We start from the raw sequence: 17596 nt of genomic DNA, 5'->3' as shown, positions 1-17596 counted from the left end.
CGGGGGACCGTGTGGGAGACTAGGACGTCGCCGGACAACACACACACCTCAGGGCCGGCCACACATGTTGTGGCCGGCCCTGAGGTGTTTACGCATGCCCAAAAGCAGTTCGCGTCCACGGGGGTGGTGAGCCTCAGCGGTTGACTCCGCCTGGAGGCACTCGATCCCGCCGGTTCGGGAGTGGTCGCGAAGGTTCTCGGAGTTGACGAGGCCGCAAATTTGGTGAGCGCAGAAGACGTATTGCTTTTCGGGCCCTTCAACAACTCTCGGGGTGGGTCGTGAACGTCCTGGTCACCTGGGCCGACGGCGCTTGCGGTGCACCCGTCCCGCATCCGCCGAGGAGCTCGGACCGGGTGAGCGACGCCGTGCGCTGATGTCGAACGACGCGCAGCTGGGGGAGAGGCAGGGACGACGCGCACGACGTCGTGGTGCCTTCCGCCGGGCGGGCGTCCACGTCGAACCGTCGAGGGAGGCGCGCAAAGGCGATCGCGTGGTGGACTAGGTGGACGATGTCACCGTCTCAGCCGAAGTCGCCCCGACCGCAGAAGTCCGCCCAGCCCAAGGACCCGTACGCCGCCCAGGCGAAGGCTTTGGCGTCGCAGGTGCAGCGGCTGCGCGGATGGCTGAGCACCGACGCGAGCCGGCTGCCCGAGCTCGTCGACGCGCTCAACGCGCTGGTGGCCCATCGGCTCGACGGTCACGCGTACGCCGCAGCGGGGGCCGAGGCGCAGGAGGCCGTGAGGCGGTCGGCCGACCAGCTGTTGTCCACCGGGCCGATCGGTCCCTACAGCAACGCCGCCGACGCGGCCCGTTGCGGGACGGCGCTCGTCCAGCTCGCTGCTCTCCAGGCCGGCATCGGTCTCGTCGGGGCGGCTGGAGAGGCACTGACCTCGTGGGACGGGATCCTTCAGCAGGTCTCCGAGGCGGGTACGCGGGTGGAGCTGGACGCGGGGCCCGGCCGACGAGCCCTTCTCGTCGCGGCCCGGGTCAGCCTGGAGGAGGGCGACGCCGCCCTCGCCAACGCCTACGCCGACGCGGCACTCGCGGTGCCGGTCGACGAGACGGACAGCGGCGAGCTCGTCCGGGTGGACCTCGAACGCGCCGCGTCCGACGCGCGCTGGGCCGGCGGCCTGCCGGAGCAGTCGCTGGGTTTCCTGCACAGCGCCAAGGAGGCGTACGAGCGGGTGGCCGGCGAGCGCCTGTCCGAGCCCGGCCGTCTGGCGCCGGCCCTCGCCGAGCGCCTGGTCGAACCGCTGCCCGCGCTCTACCGCGACCTCGCCGACCGGCTCGGGACCCTGGGCGAGGTCGACCTCGCGCTCGCCAACCGGCGCCTCCTGGTCGACCGTCTCCGCGCGCTCCTCCCGCGCGTGGAGAGCGTCCGCCCGGCGCTGGTGTCCGCGCTGTCCGACCTCGCCGCCGACCTGCTGAGGGCCGGTCGTGCGGAGGAGGCGGCCGGGGTGGCGACCGAGGCGGACTCGCTGGCGGCGGACCGTTCGGTACCGTCCGCCGCGCGCCTGCTCGCCGCGGCCGCGCTGGCCCGGACTTCGCTCGCGGCCGGCCGTCCGACACCCGCCGGGCCTCTGCGTGGTCTGCTCGCCGCCGAAGGTGACGCCGCCGGTCCGGACGTACGGGGGGTGGCGTCGGGCGTCCTCGCCGAGGTCCTCGCGGTCGAGGGGCTCGAGGAGGCCTCGCGGTCGGCCCGGGAGCAGGCGGTCGGGTCCCAGGACCGCGCGCGCGGCGTCGTCAGTCGCGGGACCACGCCGGTCACCTGGGTCCCGCTCGGTGCCGACCGTGCGTACGGGGCACCGCTGGGGCAGGCCGACGACGTCGCCGTCGCCCCGCCCACGTGGCTCGAGCAGGAACGGGCCGAGGCCCACCGCGTCGAGGCGCTGCGGGCCGAGCAGGCGCGCGCCGAGGCGGAAGCCCAGGCGGCTGCGGCAGCCCGCGCCCAGGAGGCGGCGCGTGCGGAAGCGGCGGCCCGTGCGACGGCCGAGGCCGAGGAGCGGGAGCGAGAGGAGGCCCAGCGACTCGCCGCCGAGCAGGACGAGCAGGCCGAGCGCAAGCGGCGTCGTGAGGAACGCCTCCGCCAGCACCAGGCGGAGGTCGACGCGCGCGATCGTGCCGCCCGCGCCGCGCGCCGGGACGAGATCGACGCGCGGCTCGCGGAGCTCGACGCGGCCGAGGAACCGGAGCGCGACCGGCTGCTCGCCGAGCGGGACGCGCTCGACGAGGCCGACCTCACCGTCACACCGGCCGAGCCCGCCTCCGCGGTCCCCGACGCCGAGCCCCAGCCGGAGCCTCAGCCCCAACCGGAGCCGACCCCGGAGCCGGAAGCCGAGCCTGAACACCAGCCCGAGCCCGAGCCCCAGCCCGAGCCCGAACTCCACCCCAAGCCCGAGCCCGAGCCCGAACTTCAGCCCGAGCCCGAGCCCGAGCTCGGGCCCGAACTTCAGCCCGAGCCCGAGCCCCAGCCGGACCCGACCTCCGAGCCGGAGCCTCAGCCCGCGCCGGAGCCTCAGCCCGAGCCCGGACCCGACGAGCTCGACCAGGCCGAGGAGGCCTGGGCGGCAGCGCGGGCGTCCGGCGGGCGGCGGGAGGTGCGCGCGGCGGCGGAGCGGGTGGTCGAGCTGCTCAGGCCTCGCGTCGCGGCCGACCCGGCGGCGTACACGGGCCGGCTGCGGACCGCGCTGGAGAACCTGGCCGCGGCGAGGCTGCGGACGGGCGACCTCTTCGGCTCCCGCTCCGCGACCCGCGAAGCCCGCAACCTCGGCTGACCTGGCGGCCTCTTCCGCACGTGGCACTCCCGCCGTGCGATCCACGGTCGGCCGCCTCGGGGCGGCCGCTTCCGGGGAGGAGCGGCGCGGGAGAGGAAGACCAGAGGGGTCAGGACGGGGGAGCGGGCCACGGCGGGAGCAGGGGCTCCAGCGCGGCGAGCTGGTCGCGCGAGATCCACGAGGGGTTCGAGCCCTGGGCGACGCGCTGCACCTCGAGGTCGGTGACGCCCGCCGCACGGAGCTCCGCGGCGGGCAGCGGGTCGTCGAGCAGCGGGACGTGCACCTCCACCCTGGCGTGCAGCGCCCGGCGCGCGTCGTCGTCGAGCCACCACCCGCGTTCGTCGTCGGTCCAGGGCTCGGCCTCGGCCGTGACGTGCCCGAGGCCCCAGATCCCACGGACGATCCCGCCCGTCCCGGGGCCCGACATCCACAGCACCATCCGGTCGCCGGGCCGCATCAGCGCGCTGCGGTAGCCGGTGCGCACGGACCACGAGGTGATCTCCCGGTGCCCGTCGGCGAGGAAGCGCCGGACGTCCCACACGGCCGGGTTGCCCTTGAGCAGCCACGCACCGAGGGTCTCGCGGGTGACCGCCCGGACCATCCCACCACCTCCTGGTCGGGCAGCCTAGGCGAGCACCTGCTCAGCCGTCCGCGCCCGGACCCGTTCCGACCGTGGTCTCCGAACCGTGGGCCCGCCGACCGCTCGGCCGCCCGGCGCGGAGCCGTGCGACGACCGGCACCAGGACCGTGACCAGCAGGACGGCCACCGCGCCGAGACCGACGGGCAGCAGCCAGGACGGCCGGCTCGACGCCGCCGGGGCGTCCAGCCGCTGCTGCTGCTCGGCGGCCGTCGCCCCGGCGGGGAGCTGGTCGGAGTCGGAGGCGCAGACGGTGGGCGCGGCCTTCGGCGCGGTCCGGGCGCAGACCACGGTGGCCAGGCGGAGCAGGTCCGCGGGCAGGTCGTCGGCGAGCGCGACCGAGCTCCGCAGCGTGACGCTGCCGCCGGCAGGCACCTCGACCGTCCACCGGACCCCGTCCGCCGTCCTGGCGCCGCCCTTGCTCGACGAGGCGAGCGTCGTCCTCGGCGGGAGGGTCTGGGTGACGGTCAGGTCCCGCACGCGGCTGCCGCCGAGGTTGGTGAGGGTCAGGCGGTACCCCAGCTCTGCGCCGCCCTCGACCTCGGTCCGCCCGTCGTCCACGGCGATGCTCAGCTGGGGCGTGCTCGCGTCGGCGCTCGCCGACGCGCCGGTGCCGGCCACGCCGAGCAGGCCCAGCACGGCCGCAGCGACGAGGGTCAGGCTCCGGGCGAGCGGTCGTCGTGCGGTCGTCATGCGTCTCCTTGGACTCCGTGAGGCAGCGGTCACCGGGCGGTGGCCACGTACTCGAGGGTGGTGCCGTACTCGGCCGCGTCGACGAACGGGATGTCCACGCGGTAGTCGTTGCTGACGGCGTCCCCGCCGGGCGCGGACGGACGGTCCTGCGTGTGGACCTGGACGGCCTGGTCGGGGTCGACCGGGGTGAACGGTGCGGCGCCGTCGCCGCTGGGCCGGACGCCGAGCCGCTGCACCGGGATGGTGTCGCGGGTCCCGGGAGCGGTGAGCCGGTCCGCGGCCGCCTGGACGGACACGGAGTAGCCGCCGACGCTGTTGGTGGTCACCGTGAGGTTCACGGCCTCGTCCTGCTGGACGGTGTCACCGGGCAGCCCGGTCAGGCGGAACGAGGGGGTCACGCCCGACAGGGTCAGCACGTCCGCGTCGACCCCGGTCGTGGTGCGGCAGCCCGGCGCCGGGGCGTCGGCGGGGCAGGTGCTGCCGAGCGTCGGGGAGGTGACCGTGTTGACCAGCCGCCGATCGCCGCGGTCGGCCGGGTCGACGGCGACCGTGTACGTCAGCACCACCGTCGCGCCGCGGGCGAGGGGCCCGGTCCAGGTCAGGACCCCGTCCGCGTACGCGACCGAACCGCCGGTGCCACCGGCGTCGCCGGCGTAGCGGGCGTCGTCGAGCACCCCGGCGAGGTCGTCGGAGAAGGAGGCCGAGGCGTAGTCGGCCTGGCCCGTGTTCGTCGCGGTGACGGTGTAGCCGAGGCTCCCGCCCGCGACCACCGACGTCGCGCTGGCGGTCTTGCTGATGTCGAGCGCCGGGACCAGGACGTCCACGGTGCTCCGGCAGCGGGCCCGGGTCGTGCCCGGCACGCAGCTCGAGCCCGGCGACTCCGAGACCGCGGTGTTGCGGAGCACGTGGTCGCCGTTCGCCGGGAAGGTCGTCACGACGGAGTACGTGATCGTCGCCCGGGCACCGACCGCGAGCGGCCCGCTCCAGACGAGGGTGTCGCCCGTGCGCTCGACCGTGCCGCTGGTCGCCGTCGCGTCCCCGGCGTCGGTGGCGTCGTCGAGCACGCCGGCCAGGTCGTCGCGGAACGTCGCCGGGGCGTACGCGGTCTGGCCCGTGTTCACGACCGTGACCGTGTACTGCACGGTGCCGCCCGCGACGACGCTGCTCGTGCTCGCCGCCTTGGTGATCTGCAGCGCCGGCACGAGCACCTGGACTTTCGCGCTGCACCCCGCCGCCGTGCCCGCGGGCGGGCAGGTGCTGCCCGGCGCGGACGACACGACGCTCGTGCTCAGCTCCCGGTCACCGGTCGCCGGGCTGTTCACGCCGACGGAGTAGGTGATGCTCACGCCGGCACCGACACCCAGGCTGCCGGTCCACGTCAGGGACGGCGCGTCGTAGGCGAGGGTGCCGCCGCCGGTGACGCGGGCGTCACCGGCGTACGTGGCCTCCGCGAGCAGCCCCGCGAGCGAGGTGCTCACCGTGACGTCGTCCTGCGCGGTCTCGCCGTCGTTGGTGATGGTGGTGGTCCAGGTGACGACGCCGCCCGGGGTGGTGGTGGGGCGGTCGGCGGAGGTCCGCACGGCCAGGCTCGGCACCAGCACGGCGACCGACACGCCGCAGAGGCCGTCGCTCCCGCCGGCCGGGCAGCTGCTGCCGGCGTCGTCCGAGACCGCCGTGGCGACCAGGCGGTGGTCGCCGAGCGCCGAGGCGGGTTCGACGACGACCGTGACCGTGATGGTCGCGGTGGCGCCGACGGCGAGGCCGCCGCTCCAGACCAGGTCGGTGCCGGCGAGGGCGACGCTGCCCGTCGACGCGCTGGGCGTCCCGCTGACGCGGGCGTCGTCGAGCACGTCCGCGAGCGCGGTGGTCACCGTGGCCGCGGGGTACGCCGTCTCGCCGCTGTTCGTGACGGTGATCGTCAGGCGGACCTCGTCGCCCGGGGTCGCGCTGGCTGCGCTCGCCGCGGTGGTCACGGTCAGTCCGGGCAGGAGCACGTCGACCGTGGCGCTGCAGCCGGGCGCACCCGTGCCCGAGCCGCAGCTGCCGCCGGGCACACGGGTGTCGAGCGCTGCGACCAGGTGCCGGTCGCCCGTGGGCGGGCTGGTGGCCGTCGTGCTGAACGTGACGGTGGCGGAGGCGCCGACGGGGAGGTCGCCGGTCCAGGTCAGCGTGCTCCCGGCGAGGGCCACGCCGCCGCTGCTGGTGACGGCGTCGCCGGCGTACGTGGCGTCGTCGAGCACGTCGGCCAGCAGCACGTCGACGACGGCGCCGCCGGCGTCGGTCTCGCCGGTGTTGGCCAGCGCCACCGTCCAGGTCACGACGCCGCCCGGCGTGGTGCTGGTGCGGTCCGCGCTGATGCTCGTGGCGAAGGCCGGCACCAGGATCCGCACGGTGCTGGTGCAGGCGGCCGCCGGGGTGCCGCGGACGGGACAGGTGCTGCCGACGGCGTCCGACGTGGCCCGGGTGACGAGCAGCTTGTCGCCGAGCGCGGGTGAGCTGACCGTGACGCTGAACGTCACCGTCACGGTCTGCCCGCGGGGCACGTCGCCGGCCCAGCGCAGCGTGGTCCCGTCCAGGGTCGCGGTGCCGCCGCCGGCCGTGGCGTCGGCGTCGAAGGTGGCCTCGTCGAGGACGCCGCCGAGGGCCTGGTCGACCTCGACCCCGACCTGGTCGGTCTCGCCGGTGTTGACCAGGGTGAGCGTGTAGGCGACGCGGCCGCCGGGGGAGACGGTCGCGGTGTCCGCGGTCGTGCGGACGTCGAGCCCGGGCTCGAGGACGCGGACGTCGGTGCGGCACACGGGGTCGCTCGAGCCGACGGCGCAGTTGCTGGCGGAGGCCGCCGTGCTGAGCACGGTCACGAGGCGGTGGTCGGCGCGGTCGGGGTCGCGGACCGTCACCGTGCCGGTGACCGTGACGCTGGCGCCGACGGGGAGGTCGCCGGTCCAGCTGATGATGCCCGAGCCCGGGACGGCCACCAGCGAGCCCGAGGTGGCCGTCGCGTCGCCCCCGTAGACGGCGTCGTCGCCCGTGCCCACGAAGCTGTCGTCGACCGTGAGCCCGTAGTACGGCACCTGTCCCGTGTTCGTGAACACGCCGGTGAAGGTCACGACGCCCCGGGGCTGCGTCGTCGCCACGTCCGCGGCGTTCGTGATCCGCAGCCCGCGCAGGGCCACGTCCGTGGTGCACGCCGGGCCGCCGCCGGCCGGCGGGCAGGTGGAGCCCTGGTTGGTCGAGACGAGGGTCTGGTCGAGCCGGAAGTCGCCGGTGACCGGGTCGGCGACGACCACGTCGAGGGTCACGGTGGCGGACTCGCCGGGGGCGAGGCCGCCGGTCCAGGTCAGGGCGGACGCGGTCCGGGTGACGGTCCCGCGGGTCGCGCTCGCCGGGCCGACCGCCGCGTCGTCGAGGAGCCCGGCCAGCGGTGCGGTGAAGCTCGCCGCCCGGTAGGTCGTCTGGCCGGTGTTGGTCGCGACGTAGGTGTAGGTGACGGTGTCGCCGGGGCTCGCGGTCGTCCGGCTGGTGCTCGCCTCGAGGGTCAGGGCCGGGGTGAGCACGGAGACCATGGAGCGGCAGGCCGCGCCGCCGCCGCCCGGGGGGCACGTCGAGCCCGGTGCGTCGCTGCTCACCGTGTTGACCATCGTCTTGTCGCCGTTCGCCGGACGGTTCGCGGTCACGGCGTAGGTGATGGTGACCGAGGCGCCGACCGCCAGGTCACCCGTCCAGGTGAGGTCGGGCGCCGTGTAGGCGAGCGTGCCGCCGGTGGCCGTGGCGCCGCCCGCGTACGCCGCGTCGTCGAGGACGCCGACCAGGCTGTCGGTGACGCTCGCGCCGGCGTACGCGGTCTCGCCGGTGTTGGCGACCGTGATGGTGAAGCGCGCGGTCCCGCCGGGCGTGACGGAGGTGGCGTCGGCGGTCTTGGTGATGCTGAGCGCCGGCAGCAGCACCGGCAGGCGCGCGGTGCAGGCCGGGTCGGTGCTGCCCGCGCCGCAGCTGCTGCCCGGCGCGTCCGTCACCAGGGTGCCGGTGAGGAGCCGGTCGCCCTGGTCGGGGTCGCGGACGGTGAGCGTGCCGGTGACGGTCACCGTCTGCCCGACGTCGAGGTTGCCGGTCCAGCTGATCCCGCTCGACGTGAGCGCGAGCGTGCCGCTGGTCGCGGTCTGGTCGCCGGTGGGGTCCGCGTCGTCGACGGTCCCGGCGGAGGGGCTGAGCACGGTGACGCCGGTGTAGGGGTACCGGCCGGTGTTGGTGAAGGTGGCCCGCAGGTGCACCAGGGACCCCGGCGTCGTGCTGGTCTCGGTGTAGGCCTGGGCGATCTGGAGGCGGGCGACCGCCAGGGCGGTGGTGCAGCGGGCGTCGGTGCTGCCGGGGACGCAGTTCGTGCTGGAGCGGTTCGTGGTGGAGACCACGTGATCGGCGAGGAGCTGGTTGCCGGTGATCCCGGCGCTCACGGTGACCGAGTAGGTGAGGGTCACGCTGCCGTCGGTGGGCAGGCTGCCCGACCACCGCACCGCCGACCCGTCGAAGGTCGCCGTCCCCGTGCTGGCCGTCACGTCGCCGTCGTACGCGGCGTCGTCGAGCACGTCCCCGAGCGGGTCGGTCACGGTCGCCGTCTCGATCGTGCGGGCGCTCGAGTTGGTCGCGGTGAGGGTGTAGGTCAGCTTCCCGCCCGGCACGGCGTACGCGGCGTCGGCCCGCTTGGCGACGGTGAGGGCCACGGTCGGCACCAGGCTGACCGTCGACGTGCAGCGGGCGTCGGTGCTGCTCGTCGCGCAGTTGCTCCCGGCGTCGGGGGACACGACCGTGTTGCGCAGCGCCGTCCCGCTGTTCGGGCTGGCGACGAGCACCCGGTAGGTGACGGTGGCCGACTCGCCCGGCGCGAGCCGGCCCGACCAGGTGAGCGTCGGCGACGTCCAGCCGACCGTGCCCGACGAGGCCCGCGCGTCGCCGGCGTACGTCGCGTCGGTGAGCACCCCGGCCAGGGAGTCGGAGAACGACGCTGCAGGGTAGGTGGTCTGGCCGGTGTTGGCGACGGTGACGGTGTAGACGACGTCGCCACCCTCGGTGGCGTAGGGGACGTCGGAGGTCTTCGTGATCGTCAGCGCCGGCGTCCGGACCGGGACCGTCACGCGGCAGGCCGCGCTGGCGCCGCCCGGGGGGCAGCTCGAGCCCGCGGCGCTCGAGGAGACCGTGTTCACCATGGCCTTGTCGCCGGTGCCCGGGTCGCTGGCCACGACGGAGTAGGTGATGGTGGCGCTGGCCCCGACCTCCAGGTCGCCGGTCCACGTCAGGGTCGACCCGTCCGCGTCGAGGGTGCCGCGGCTGGCGGTCGCGTCGCCCGGGAACGTCGCGTCGTCCAGGACCCCGGCGAGGTTGTCCACCACCGTGGCGCCGGTCTGGGGGGTCTCGCCGGTGTTGGCGACGGTGAGCGTCCAGCGGGCCGTCCCGCCGGGCACGACGAAGCTCGTGTCGACGCTCTTGGTGATGGTCAGCCCCGGCTCGAGCACCGGGATGCGGAACGTGCAGCGCGGGTCGCCGCTGCCGGGCAGGCAGTTGTTGCCGGGGGCGTCGGACGTGATGGTCGCGGTGATCACGTGGTTGCCGGGGTCGGGGTCGCGGACCACGCGGGTGATGTCGACGCGGACGCTGCCGCCGACGGCGATGTCGCCGGTCCAGCGGATCTCGTCGTCGGTGCGGACGAGCGTGCCCGAGCTCGCCGTGTCGGCGCCGGTCGGGTAGACGTCGTCGGCCGAGTCGCCGCGCGGGTGCACCACGGTGATGCGGGAGTACGGCACCTGGCCGGTGTTGGTGTACACGGCGGGGATGTGGATCGTCGAGCCCGGCGTCGCGGTCGTCTCCTGCGCCTGGCGCTCGATGACGAGCCGCGCGACCGGGACCGTCACGCGGCAGCGGGGGTCGCTGCCGCCGGCGGCGCAGGTGCTGCCGGACGCGGACGACGTCAGGGCCACGGTGAGCAGGTCGTCGCCGACGTCGGCCGCGTTCACCCGGGCGGAGAAGGTGACCGTGGCGCGGGCTCCTGGCGCGAGCGACCCCGACCAGCGCAGCACCCCGCCGGAGACGGTCGCCGCACCGGAGCTGGACGACACGTCGCCGACCAGGACGGCGTCGTCGAGCAGCGCGCCCAGCGCACCCTCGACGGTCGTGCCCGCGTACGTGGTGCCGCCGGAGTTCGTCAGGGTCGCCGTGAACCCGACCAGGGCGCCCGGCACGGTCGTGGCGTGGTCGGCCGTCACCGCCAGCGTCAGCTGCGGCACGAGGACGCGGACCACGCTGGTGCAGCGGGCGTCGCCGCTGCCGCTGCGGCAGTTGCTGCCGGGGGCCGACGAGACGACGGTGTTGAGCAGCAGCTTGTCGCCGGGGTCGGGGTCGCGCACGACGACCGTGTAGGCGACGGTGGCGGACTGGCCGGGTTCCAGGCGGCCGGTCCAGGCCACCGTGCCGTCCGCGTACGAGGCGGTGCCGGTGCTCGCGGTGACGGTCCCGTCGAAGGTGGCGTCGGTCAGCACGGCCGCCAGCGGGTCGGTCAGGCTCGCGGCCTGCTGCACGCTCTGCCCGTCGTTGGTCGCCGTGATCGTGTAGGTGACCGGCTGGCCCGGCTGCACCGTGGTGACGCTGGCCGTCTTGGTGAGGGTCAGCCCTGGCAGCAGCACCGGGACCGTCGACGTGCACGCGGGGTCGGCCGACGCGGTCGGGCAGGCGCTCCCCGGCGCGGCGGACACCGCCGTCACCACGAGGGAGCGGTCGGCCGGGTCCGGGTCGCGCACGGTCAGCGAACCGGTCGCCGTCGCGGAGGCGCCGACCGGCAGGTCCAGGGTCCACACCAGGGCCCCGTTCGCGGGGGCCGCCAGGCTGCCCGCGCTCGCGCTGAAGTCGTTGTCGTACGCGGCGTCGTCGAGCGCGCCCGACAGGTCCACGCTCACGGGCACCCCGGTGTAGGCCGTCTGCCCGGTGTTCGTCGCCGTGACGGTGTAGCGCACCGGGGCGCCGGGGATCGTGCTGGCGACGTCGGTGGTGACGGCGAGGCGCAGCCCGGGCACCAGGACGGGCACGGTGCTCGTGCAGCGCGGGTCGGCGCTGCCGGGCGCGCAGGTGGCGAACGGCGTGGTCGAGACGACCGTGCCGGTCAGCGACCGGTCGCCCGCGTCGGGGTCGGCCACGGTGACGGAGTAGGTGACGGTGGCGGTCGCGCCGACCGCGAGGTCGCCGGACCACCGCACCGCCGCGCCGTCCAGGCGGGCCGTCCCGGTGGTGGCCGCGAGGTCGCCGCCGAACGTCGCGTCGTCGAGCACGCCCTCCAACGGGTCGGTGAGGCCGGCGCCGGTGTACGGCGTCTGGCCGGTGTTCGCGACGAGCACGGTCCAGCGCACCACCGAACCGGGGGTGGTCGAGCTGACGTCGCTGGTCTTGGTGATGCTCAGTGCCGGCACCCGCACCGCGACGCGGCTGGTGCACGCGGTCCGGGTGCTGCCGGGCGGGCAGGTGCTGCCCGCGGCGGTCGAGCTGGCCGTCGTGCTCAGCGAGCGGTCACCGGAGTCCGGGTTCGCCACGGTCAGGGTGAAGGTCACCGTGGCCGTCGCGCCGACGGCCAGGTCGCCGGTCCAGGTCAGCGTGCCGCCGTCGGCGTCGTAGCCCACCCCGCCGCTGCTCGCGCTCGCGTCGCCCGCGTACGCCGCGTCGTCGAGCGCGCCGGCCAGGGCGATCGCCACGGCCGTGCCCGCGTACGCGGTCTGCCCGGTGTTGGCGATGGTCACGGTGTGCGGCACGGCCGAGCCCGGCGTCGTCGTCGAGACGGCCGCCGCGTCGGTGATCGAGAGGGCGGGGACCAGCACGGTGACGGCGGCCGTGCACGACGCGGCCGGGCCGCTGCCGGGGCAGACGCTGCCCGCGGTGGGGGAGGTGACGGTCCCGCGCAGCGTCCGGTCGCCGGGGTCCGGGTCGGAGACGGTGACGGTGTAGGTGAGCGTCACGGCGGCGCCCGCCGCGAGGTTGCCGGTCCAGGTCAGCGCCGACCCGGCGAAGCTGACGCTGCCGCTGCTCGCCCGGGCGTCGCCGCCGTACGCCGCGTCGTCCAGCACGCCGGTCAGGTCGTCGGTGAAGGTGGCGCCGACGAAGGCGGTCCGGCCCGTGTTCGTCGCCGTGACCGTGAAGCGGACGGGGGAGCCCGGCGTCGTCGACGCGACGTTCGCGGTCTTCACGATGCCCAGCCCCGAGACGGTGACGGTGGCGGTGCAGCGGGCGTCCGTGCTGCCGCTCGCGCAGTTGGTGCCGAGGGTGCCGGAGGTGACGGTGCCCGCGAGCACCTGGTCGCCGCGCACCGGGTTCGCGACCCGGACCGAGTAGGTGATCGTCGCGGTCGCCCCGGGGGCGAGGGTTCCGGTCCAGGTGAGGGTCGGCGAGGCGTAGGAGACCGTGCCCACGGTGGCGCGCGCGTCGCCGTTGTACGTGGCGTCGTCGAGCACGCCCGCCAGCGGGTCGGTCAGGCTCACGTCGGAGGACGCCGGGCCCGTGTTCGCGACGGTGGTCGTGAAGGTCGCCGTCCCGCCGGCCACCGTCGACGAGGCGTTCGCGGTCTTGGTGATCACCAGGGGCCCGGGGGCGACGGTGCCGGCGAACGTCCGCGACGCGGTCTGGCCGAAGGCGTCGACGACGGTGATCGTCGCGGAGTACGCCCCGGCCGTCGTCGGGGTGCCGGTGAGGGCCCCGGTGCCGGCTGCGAGGGCCAGCCCGGCGGGCAGGCTGCCCGCGCTGACCGACCAGGTGTACGGCCCGGTGCCGCCCGTGACCGGGAAGGTGTTGCTGTAGGCCACCCCGACCTGGGGCGAGGTGCTGCTGCCGACCCCGAGGGTGGGCTGCGCGGCGACGACGACGCCGACGGTCCGGCTGGCCGTCTGGGCGAAGGCGTCGCTGACCTGGACGGTGACGGAGTACGACCCGGCGGTCGTCGGGGTGCCGCGCAGCGCGCCGGTCGCCGGGTCGAGGGACACCCCGGGCGGCAGCGACCCGGCGGTGACCGACCAGGTGAACGGTGCGGTCCCGCCGCTGAGGGTGGGGCTCTGGTCGTACGCGACGCCGACCTCGCCCGAGGCGGGGGTGAAGGTGAGCGTGGGACGGGCGGCGACGACGAGGTTGACCGCGCGGGTGGCGCTCTGGCCGCTGGCGTCGGTCACCTGCACGGTGAAGCTCGCGGTGCCGGCTGCGGTCGGGGTGCCGCTCAGCAGGCCGGTCGTGGTGTTCAGCGTGAGGCCGGCCGGTAGCGCACCGGCGGAGACCGACCACGTGTACGGGCCGGTCCCGTCGTTGACGGTGAGCTGGCGGCTGTAGGCCACGCCGACCTCGCCGGACGGCGGGGCGGCGAAGGTCAGGCTGGGGGAGGCGTTCGGGGTGACCGCGGCGGAGGAGGCCGACGCCGGACCGGTGCCGGCGGCGTTCACCGCGGCGACCCGGAACGTGTAGGCGGTGCCGGGCGTCAGGCCGGTGACCGTGCGGGTGGTCGTCGTCCCGCTGAACGTGGTGGGGGTCTGGGCGACGGTGCCGACGTAGGGCGTGACGACGTAGCCGGTGAGAGGCGTGAACCCGGTGCCCGACGGCGCGGTCCAGGTCAGGGTCGCCGAGGACGTGCCGGCCGACACCGCGGTCACCGTGGGCGCGTCCGGCAGCGTGTAGGGCACGACCGCGGAGGAGGCCGGGCTGGCGGCGGAGGTGCCGTAGGCGTTCGTCGCGGCGACGGTGAAGGTGTAGCTGCCGCCGGCCGTCAGCCCGGTCACCGTCCGGGTCGTCGAGCTGCCGTCGACGGTGACCGGGGTCTGGGCGACGCCGCCGAGGTAGGGAGTGACCACGTAGCCCGTCACCGGGCTGCCGTTGGGGTCCGGGGCGGTCCAGGTGACGGTGGCGCTGGTCGTGCCCGCGGTGGCGCTCGGGGCGGTCGGCGTCGCGGGCCGTGCGGCGTACGTGTAGGTCGCGCTGCCCTGCACGCCGAGGGTGACGACCCGGACGCCGACCGCGGCCGGTGCGCTGCGCGCCGGCCAGGAGGAGACCACCAGCGAGCCGCCGCTGACGGTGAAGCAGGCCGTGGTGACGGTGGCCGAGCAGGGCAGCAGGACGACCGGCGTGCCGGCCTGCTGCTCGGCGGTGGTGCCGATCTCGATCGCCGTGGCGCCGGAGACGTTCGTGCCGCTGATCGTCACCGTCCCGCCGCCGGTCGTGGCCCCGGAGGTGGGTGACAGCGTGAGGCCCGACGGTGCGGTGGGCAGGGTCCCGGGCGTCGTGACCGTCGCGCTGGCGGGGTTCGCGTTCTCCGACGACACCGCCGAGGTGGAGCCGTTCTGCACGGTGCTGGCCGTGACGCCCGACCCGGTGACCACGGCCACGACGGTGATCGCCGGCAGCGTGGTGCCGTTGGTGAAGGCGCTCGCCGTGGTCGTGCAGGTGATCGTCTGGCCCGTCGGCTTCGCGCAGGTCCACCCGCTGCCGTACGCGCCCAGCGGCGTCACGCCCGCCGGGACCGTCTGGGTCATGGTGACGGGCCGGTTGACGTCGACGCCGCTCTGCACGCTCGGGGTCACGACGTAGCTGACCGGCTCGCCGGTCGCCGGGGTGGGCGCCACGTAGCTCGTCGAGGTGACGGCGAGCTGGGCGACGGCGTTGAAGGTGACGACCTTGACCTCGTCGGCCTCGTGGTAGTCGGTGACGCCGCCGGTGGAGCCGATGAAGCCGAAGGCCAGCTGCTTGGGGTAGCCGTTCGCGTTGAGCCAGGTGCTCGAGCTGTAGAGCGAGGTGGGCACGGTCGGCAGGGTGCCGCTCTGGATGTTCTTGGTGGTGCTGCCGACGGGGGTGAAGATCACCTTGTACGTGCCGGCGGCGACGGTCTGGCCCGTGTCGGAGGTGAACGTCGTCGTGCCCGGGTTGATGAGGACCTGCACCGGGACGACGGAGGCCGAGCGCGTCGTGGCCCGCAGCGTGACCCTCGAGGCCGTGGTGCCGGCGTAGCTGGTGCTCAACCCGCAGTAGCCGACCGTCCCGTTGCCCGGGCCGCGCACGACGACGGCGCCGGGGACGGACGCGGTGATGTTCGTCCTGCTCGTGCAGCCCGTGCCCTGCCAGTCCGGTGCGCTGTAGTTGCCGTACACGTCGAGCCCGACGCCGAGGTAGGCGTTCGGCAGGCCCGCGACCCCGCCGTTCGGGGAGTAGCCGAGCGAGCCTCCCCCCTGCCCGATGGTCGTCGGCGGCGCCGGGTTGGTCGGGTCGACCGCCGCCAGCACGAAGGACATGCCGTCCGCGCCGCCGCCGCCGTACTGGTAGGCGTTGAAGGTGACGTCGAGCCCGCTCGACGTCGGGAAGCTCGTGGCCCCGTACACGCCGCCCAGCTGGCTGCCCGCGGCCGCGGTGAGTCGCAGCTTGCCGCTGCCCTGGGCGTCGGTGGCGCTGGTGCAGCTGAGCAGCGGCGGCGTGCTCGTGTTGCCGCTCGCGGACAGGCAGGCGGTGTTCGTCGAGCCGCTGATCAGCGCGGGCTTGGTGGCCGCCCCGGTGCCGTCCACCGTGCGGTTGTGGAAGCCGTTCTGGAACAGCACCGTGCCGGCCGCCATCGCCCGGACCGGCGCGACGACGGCCAGCATCCCGCCGAGGAGGGCGACGCAGAGGAGCAGGACGAGCGGGCGGCCGGAGCGGGGGCGGACCCGGAGGGACGCGTCACCCATGCCCGGCGGCGAGGGGTCCGAGGTCGTCGGGCGCCGTGCCCGCAGTCACGCCGGCACGCGTGGACCGGCTGCGCCGCCGCAGCACCACGCCCCCGACGACGAGCACGACGGCCAGGAGGCCGGCGAGGACCCACCAGGGCAGCACGACCACCCGGGCGGTGGCGGTCTGGATGACGCCGTCCGCGTTCGTCACCGTCACGGTCGGGTGGCACACGCACAGCAGCGGGGCGTGCCAGGTCGTGCTGACCGTGCGGTCGGCACCGCGGGAGACCGTGAAGTCGGGGAAGCGGCCGGGACGGTCGGTGCCGATCACGCCGAGCGCGGCCGGACCGCGGAAGTCGCGGTGCACGGTTCCGGTGCTGGTCAGGCTGGCGGTCAGCGTCGGGTTCCCGCGGAAGGACCAGCCGGGGCCGGACAGCCCGTTGAGCCGGACCGAGTCGTCGACGGGACCCGGGACGGTCACGTACACGGGGGCCCCGATGCCGCGGTTGACCTGGATGTTGCCGTCACCGCGGCCGGCGGGGGCCAGGAAGACGAGCGCCACCTGGTGGTCGCCGGGTTCCGGCTCGTCCGGCACCTCGAACGTGACGGCGACCTGCCGGCTCTCGCCGGGGGCGAGCTCGAGGTGCTCCGGTGACACGTGCACCCAGTCGGCGGCGCCGTACGGGGCGTCAGGCTGGTAGCGCAGACCGCCGTCGGGCTGGGCCACGAAGTCGCGCTCCTGCACCGTCAGCGACACCTTCTGCTCGCCGCGGTTGACGACGGTGAAGGGGTGCGTGGTGCCGAGGTCGTCCTGGGACACGTTCAGCCGCGCCGGGCTGACGGTGACCGAGAACGGCGCGTCGCTCGTGGCGTGCCGCGTCGACATCGAGGGCGTCGGCAGCGCCGGGGCCGCGGTGGCGGCCCCGGCGCTGGACGACGGGTCGGGCGTGGGGGCCGCGGTCGCGAGGACCGGCTGCGCCGTGCCGGCCCAGGCCAGCACGCACAGCCCCACGATGCCGGCGCGCAGGCGACGGCGAGCAGAAGTTCCCACCCGAGTCAGGAGCTTCCGACCTAGGAGGCCGTGGCGATGTAGTTCAACGTCACCGAGTAGGTGTCGTCCGCCACGAACGGGATGTCGATCTGGTAGTCGTCGGCGTAGTCGTCGCCCTCGACGTCGGACCGCGTCCCGCTGCCGTGCAGGGTGATCGGGCTGGTCGCGCTCACGGCGGTGTAGGCGCCGCCGCTGCCGCTGGGACGCACCGCGAGGTTGCTGACCGGGATGGTGTCGGCCGACGTGCCGGCCGGCGTGAGCGCCGGGGCGTCGGCCTGGACGGTGACGTTGTAGCCACCGACGTTGTTGGTCAGCACGGTGTAGGCGACGGCGCTGAGCTCCGCCACGGTGTCGCCGGGCAGACCGGTGAGCGTGAAGGACGGGGTCAGCCCCTGGAGCGTGATCGCCGAGCTCACGGCGACGTTCGCGACCGTGGTGTCGGCCGACTGGTCACCGGGCGCGGCGGACGCGGGCAGGGCCCCGGCAGCGGCGGCGAGCAGGCCGACGACGGCCGCGGCGGCCAGGCCGCGGGTGCTCCGACGGCTGCTGACGCCGGTGGCGAGGGGAGGGTGGGTGGTGCCGAGCAGGGAGGACATGAGGTGGATCCTTTGGGTCCGGGTGGGTACCTGGGCCCCCGAGGAGAGGAAGGCTAATCGACGTCGAGTACTTTCACACGCGAGTGAACATATTTATCCTCGAACGATCCAGGCTTTTCTTGCAGGGCTAGGAAAATTCCTCGGCGCCGAG

At 75.1% G+C, this 17596-nt stretch carries 6 protein-coding genes; 1 reads left to right on the top strand and 5 read right to left on the bottom strand.

Annotated features, from left to right (window positions below):
- Nucleotides 1–509: 509 nt before the first annotated feature.
- Nucleotides 510–2774: a hypothetical protein gene (locus tag BMY04_RS23600; protein WP_198410325.1), complete on the top strand. Its 2265-nt coding sequence runs from the start codon at nt 510–512 to the stop codon at nt 2772–2774.
- A gap of 109 nt (nt 2775–2883) precedes the next feature.
- Here the strand turns inward: BMY04_RS23600 and BMY04_RS20955 are convergent, their stop codons facing one another.
- The 5 genes from BMY04_RS20955 to BMY04_RS20935 are packed head-to-tail and all read right to left on the bottom strand — an operon-like array spanning nt 2884 to nt 17445.
- Entirely contained in the window at nt 2884–3375 is a 492-nt protein-coding gene (locus BMY04_RS20955; protein ID WP_091186435.1) for an EVE domain-containing protein, read from the bottom strand.
- A 40-nt stretch (nt 3376–3415) separates the two neighbouring features.
- Nucleotides 3416–4105, bottom strand: coding sequence for a DUF11 domain-containing protein (locus BMY04_RS20950; protein ID WP_091186431.1), 690 nt, complete (start codon nt 4103–4105; stop codon nt 3416–3418).
- 29 nt (nt 4106–4134) lie between these two features.
- Nucleotides 4135–15816, bottom strand: a complete 11682-nt coding sequence (locus BMY04_RS20945; RefSeq protein WP_091186429.1) for a DUF7927 domain-containing protein — start codon at nt 15814–15816, stop codon at nt 4135–4137.
- Entirely contained in the window at nt 15809–16849 is a 1041-nt protein-coding gene (locus BMY04_RS20940; protein ID WP_170854260.1) for a DUF4352 domain-containing protein, read from the bottom strand. Before BMY04_RS20940 ends, BMY04_RS20945 begins: the two co-directional genes overlap by 8 nt.
- Before the next feature lie 20 nt (nt 16850–16869).
- Complete coding sequence (locus BMY04_RS20935; RefSeq protein WP_091186422.1) at nt 16870–17445, bottom strand: hypothetical protein; 576 nt, start codon at nt 17443–17445, stop codon at nt 16870–16872.
- Between the last annotated feature and the right edge of the window lie 151 nt (nt 17446–17596).

The organism is Microlunatus flavus, from assembly GCF_900110855.1.
GTDB classification, from domain to species: Bacteria; Actinomycetota; Actinomycetes; order Propionibacteriales; family Propionibacteriaceae; genus Microlunatus; species Microlunatus flavus.
Note: the sequence above shows the minus strand (reverse complement) of the source record. Positions and strands in the feature narration are given on the sequence as shown.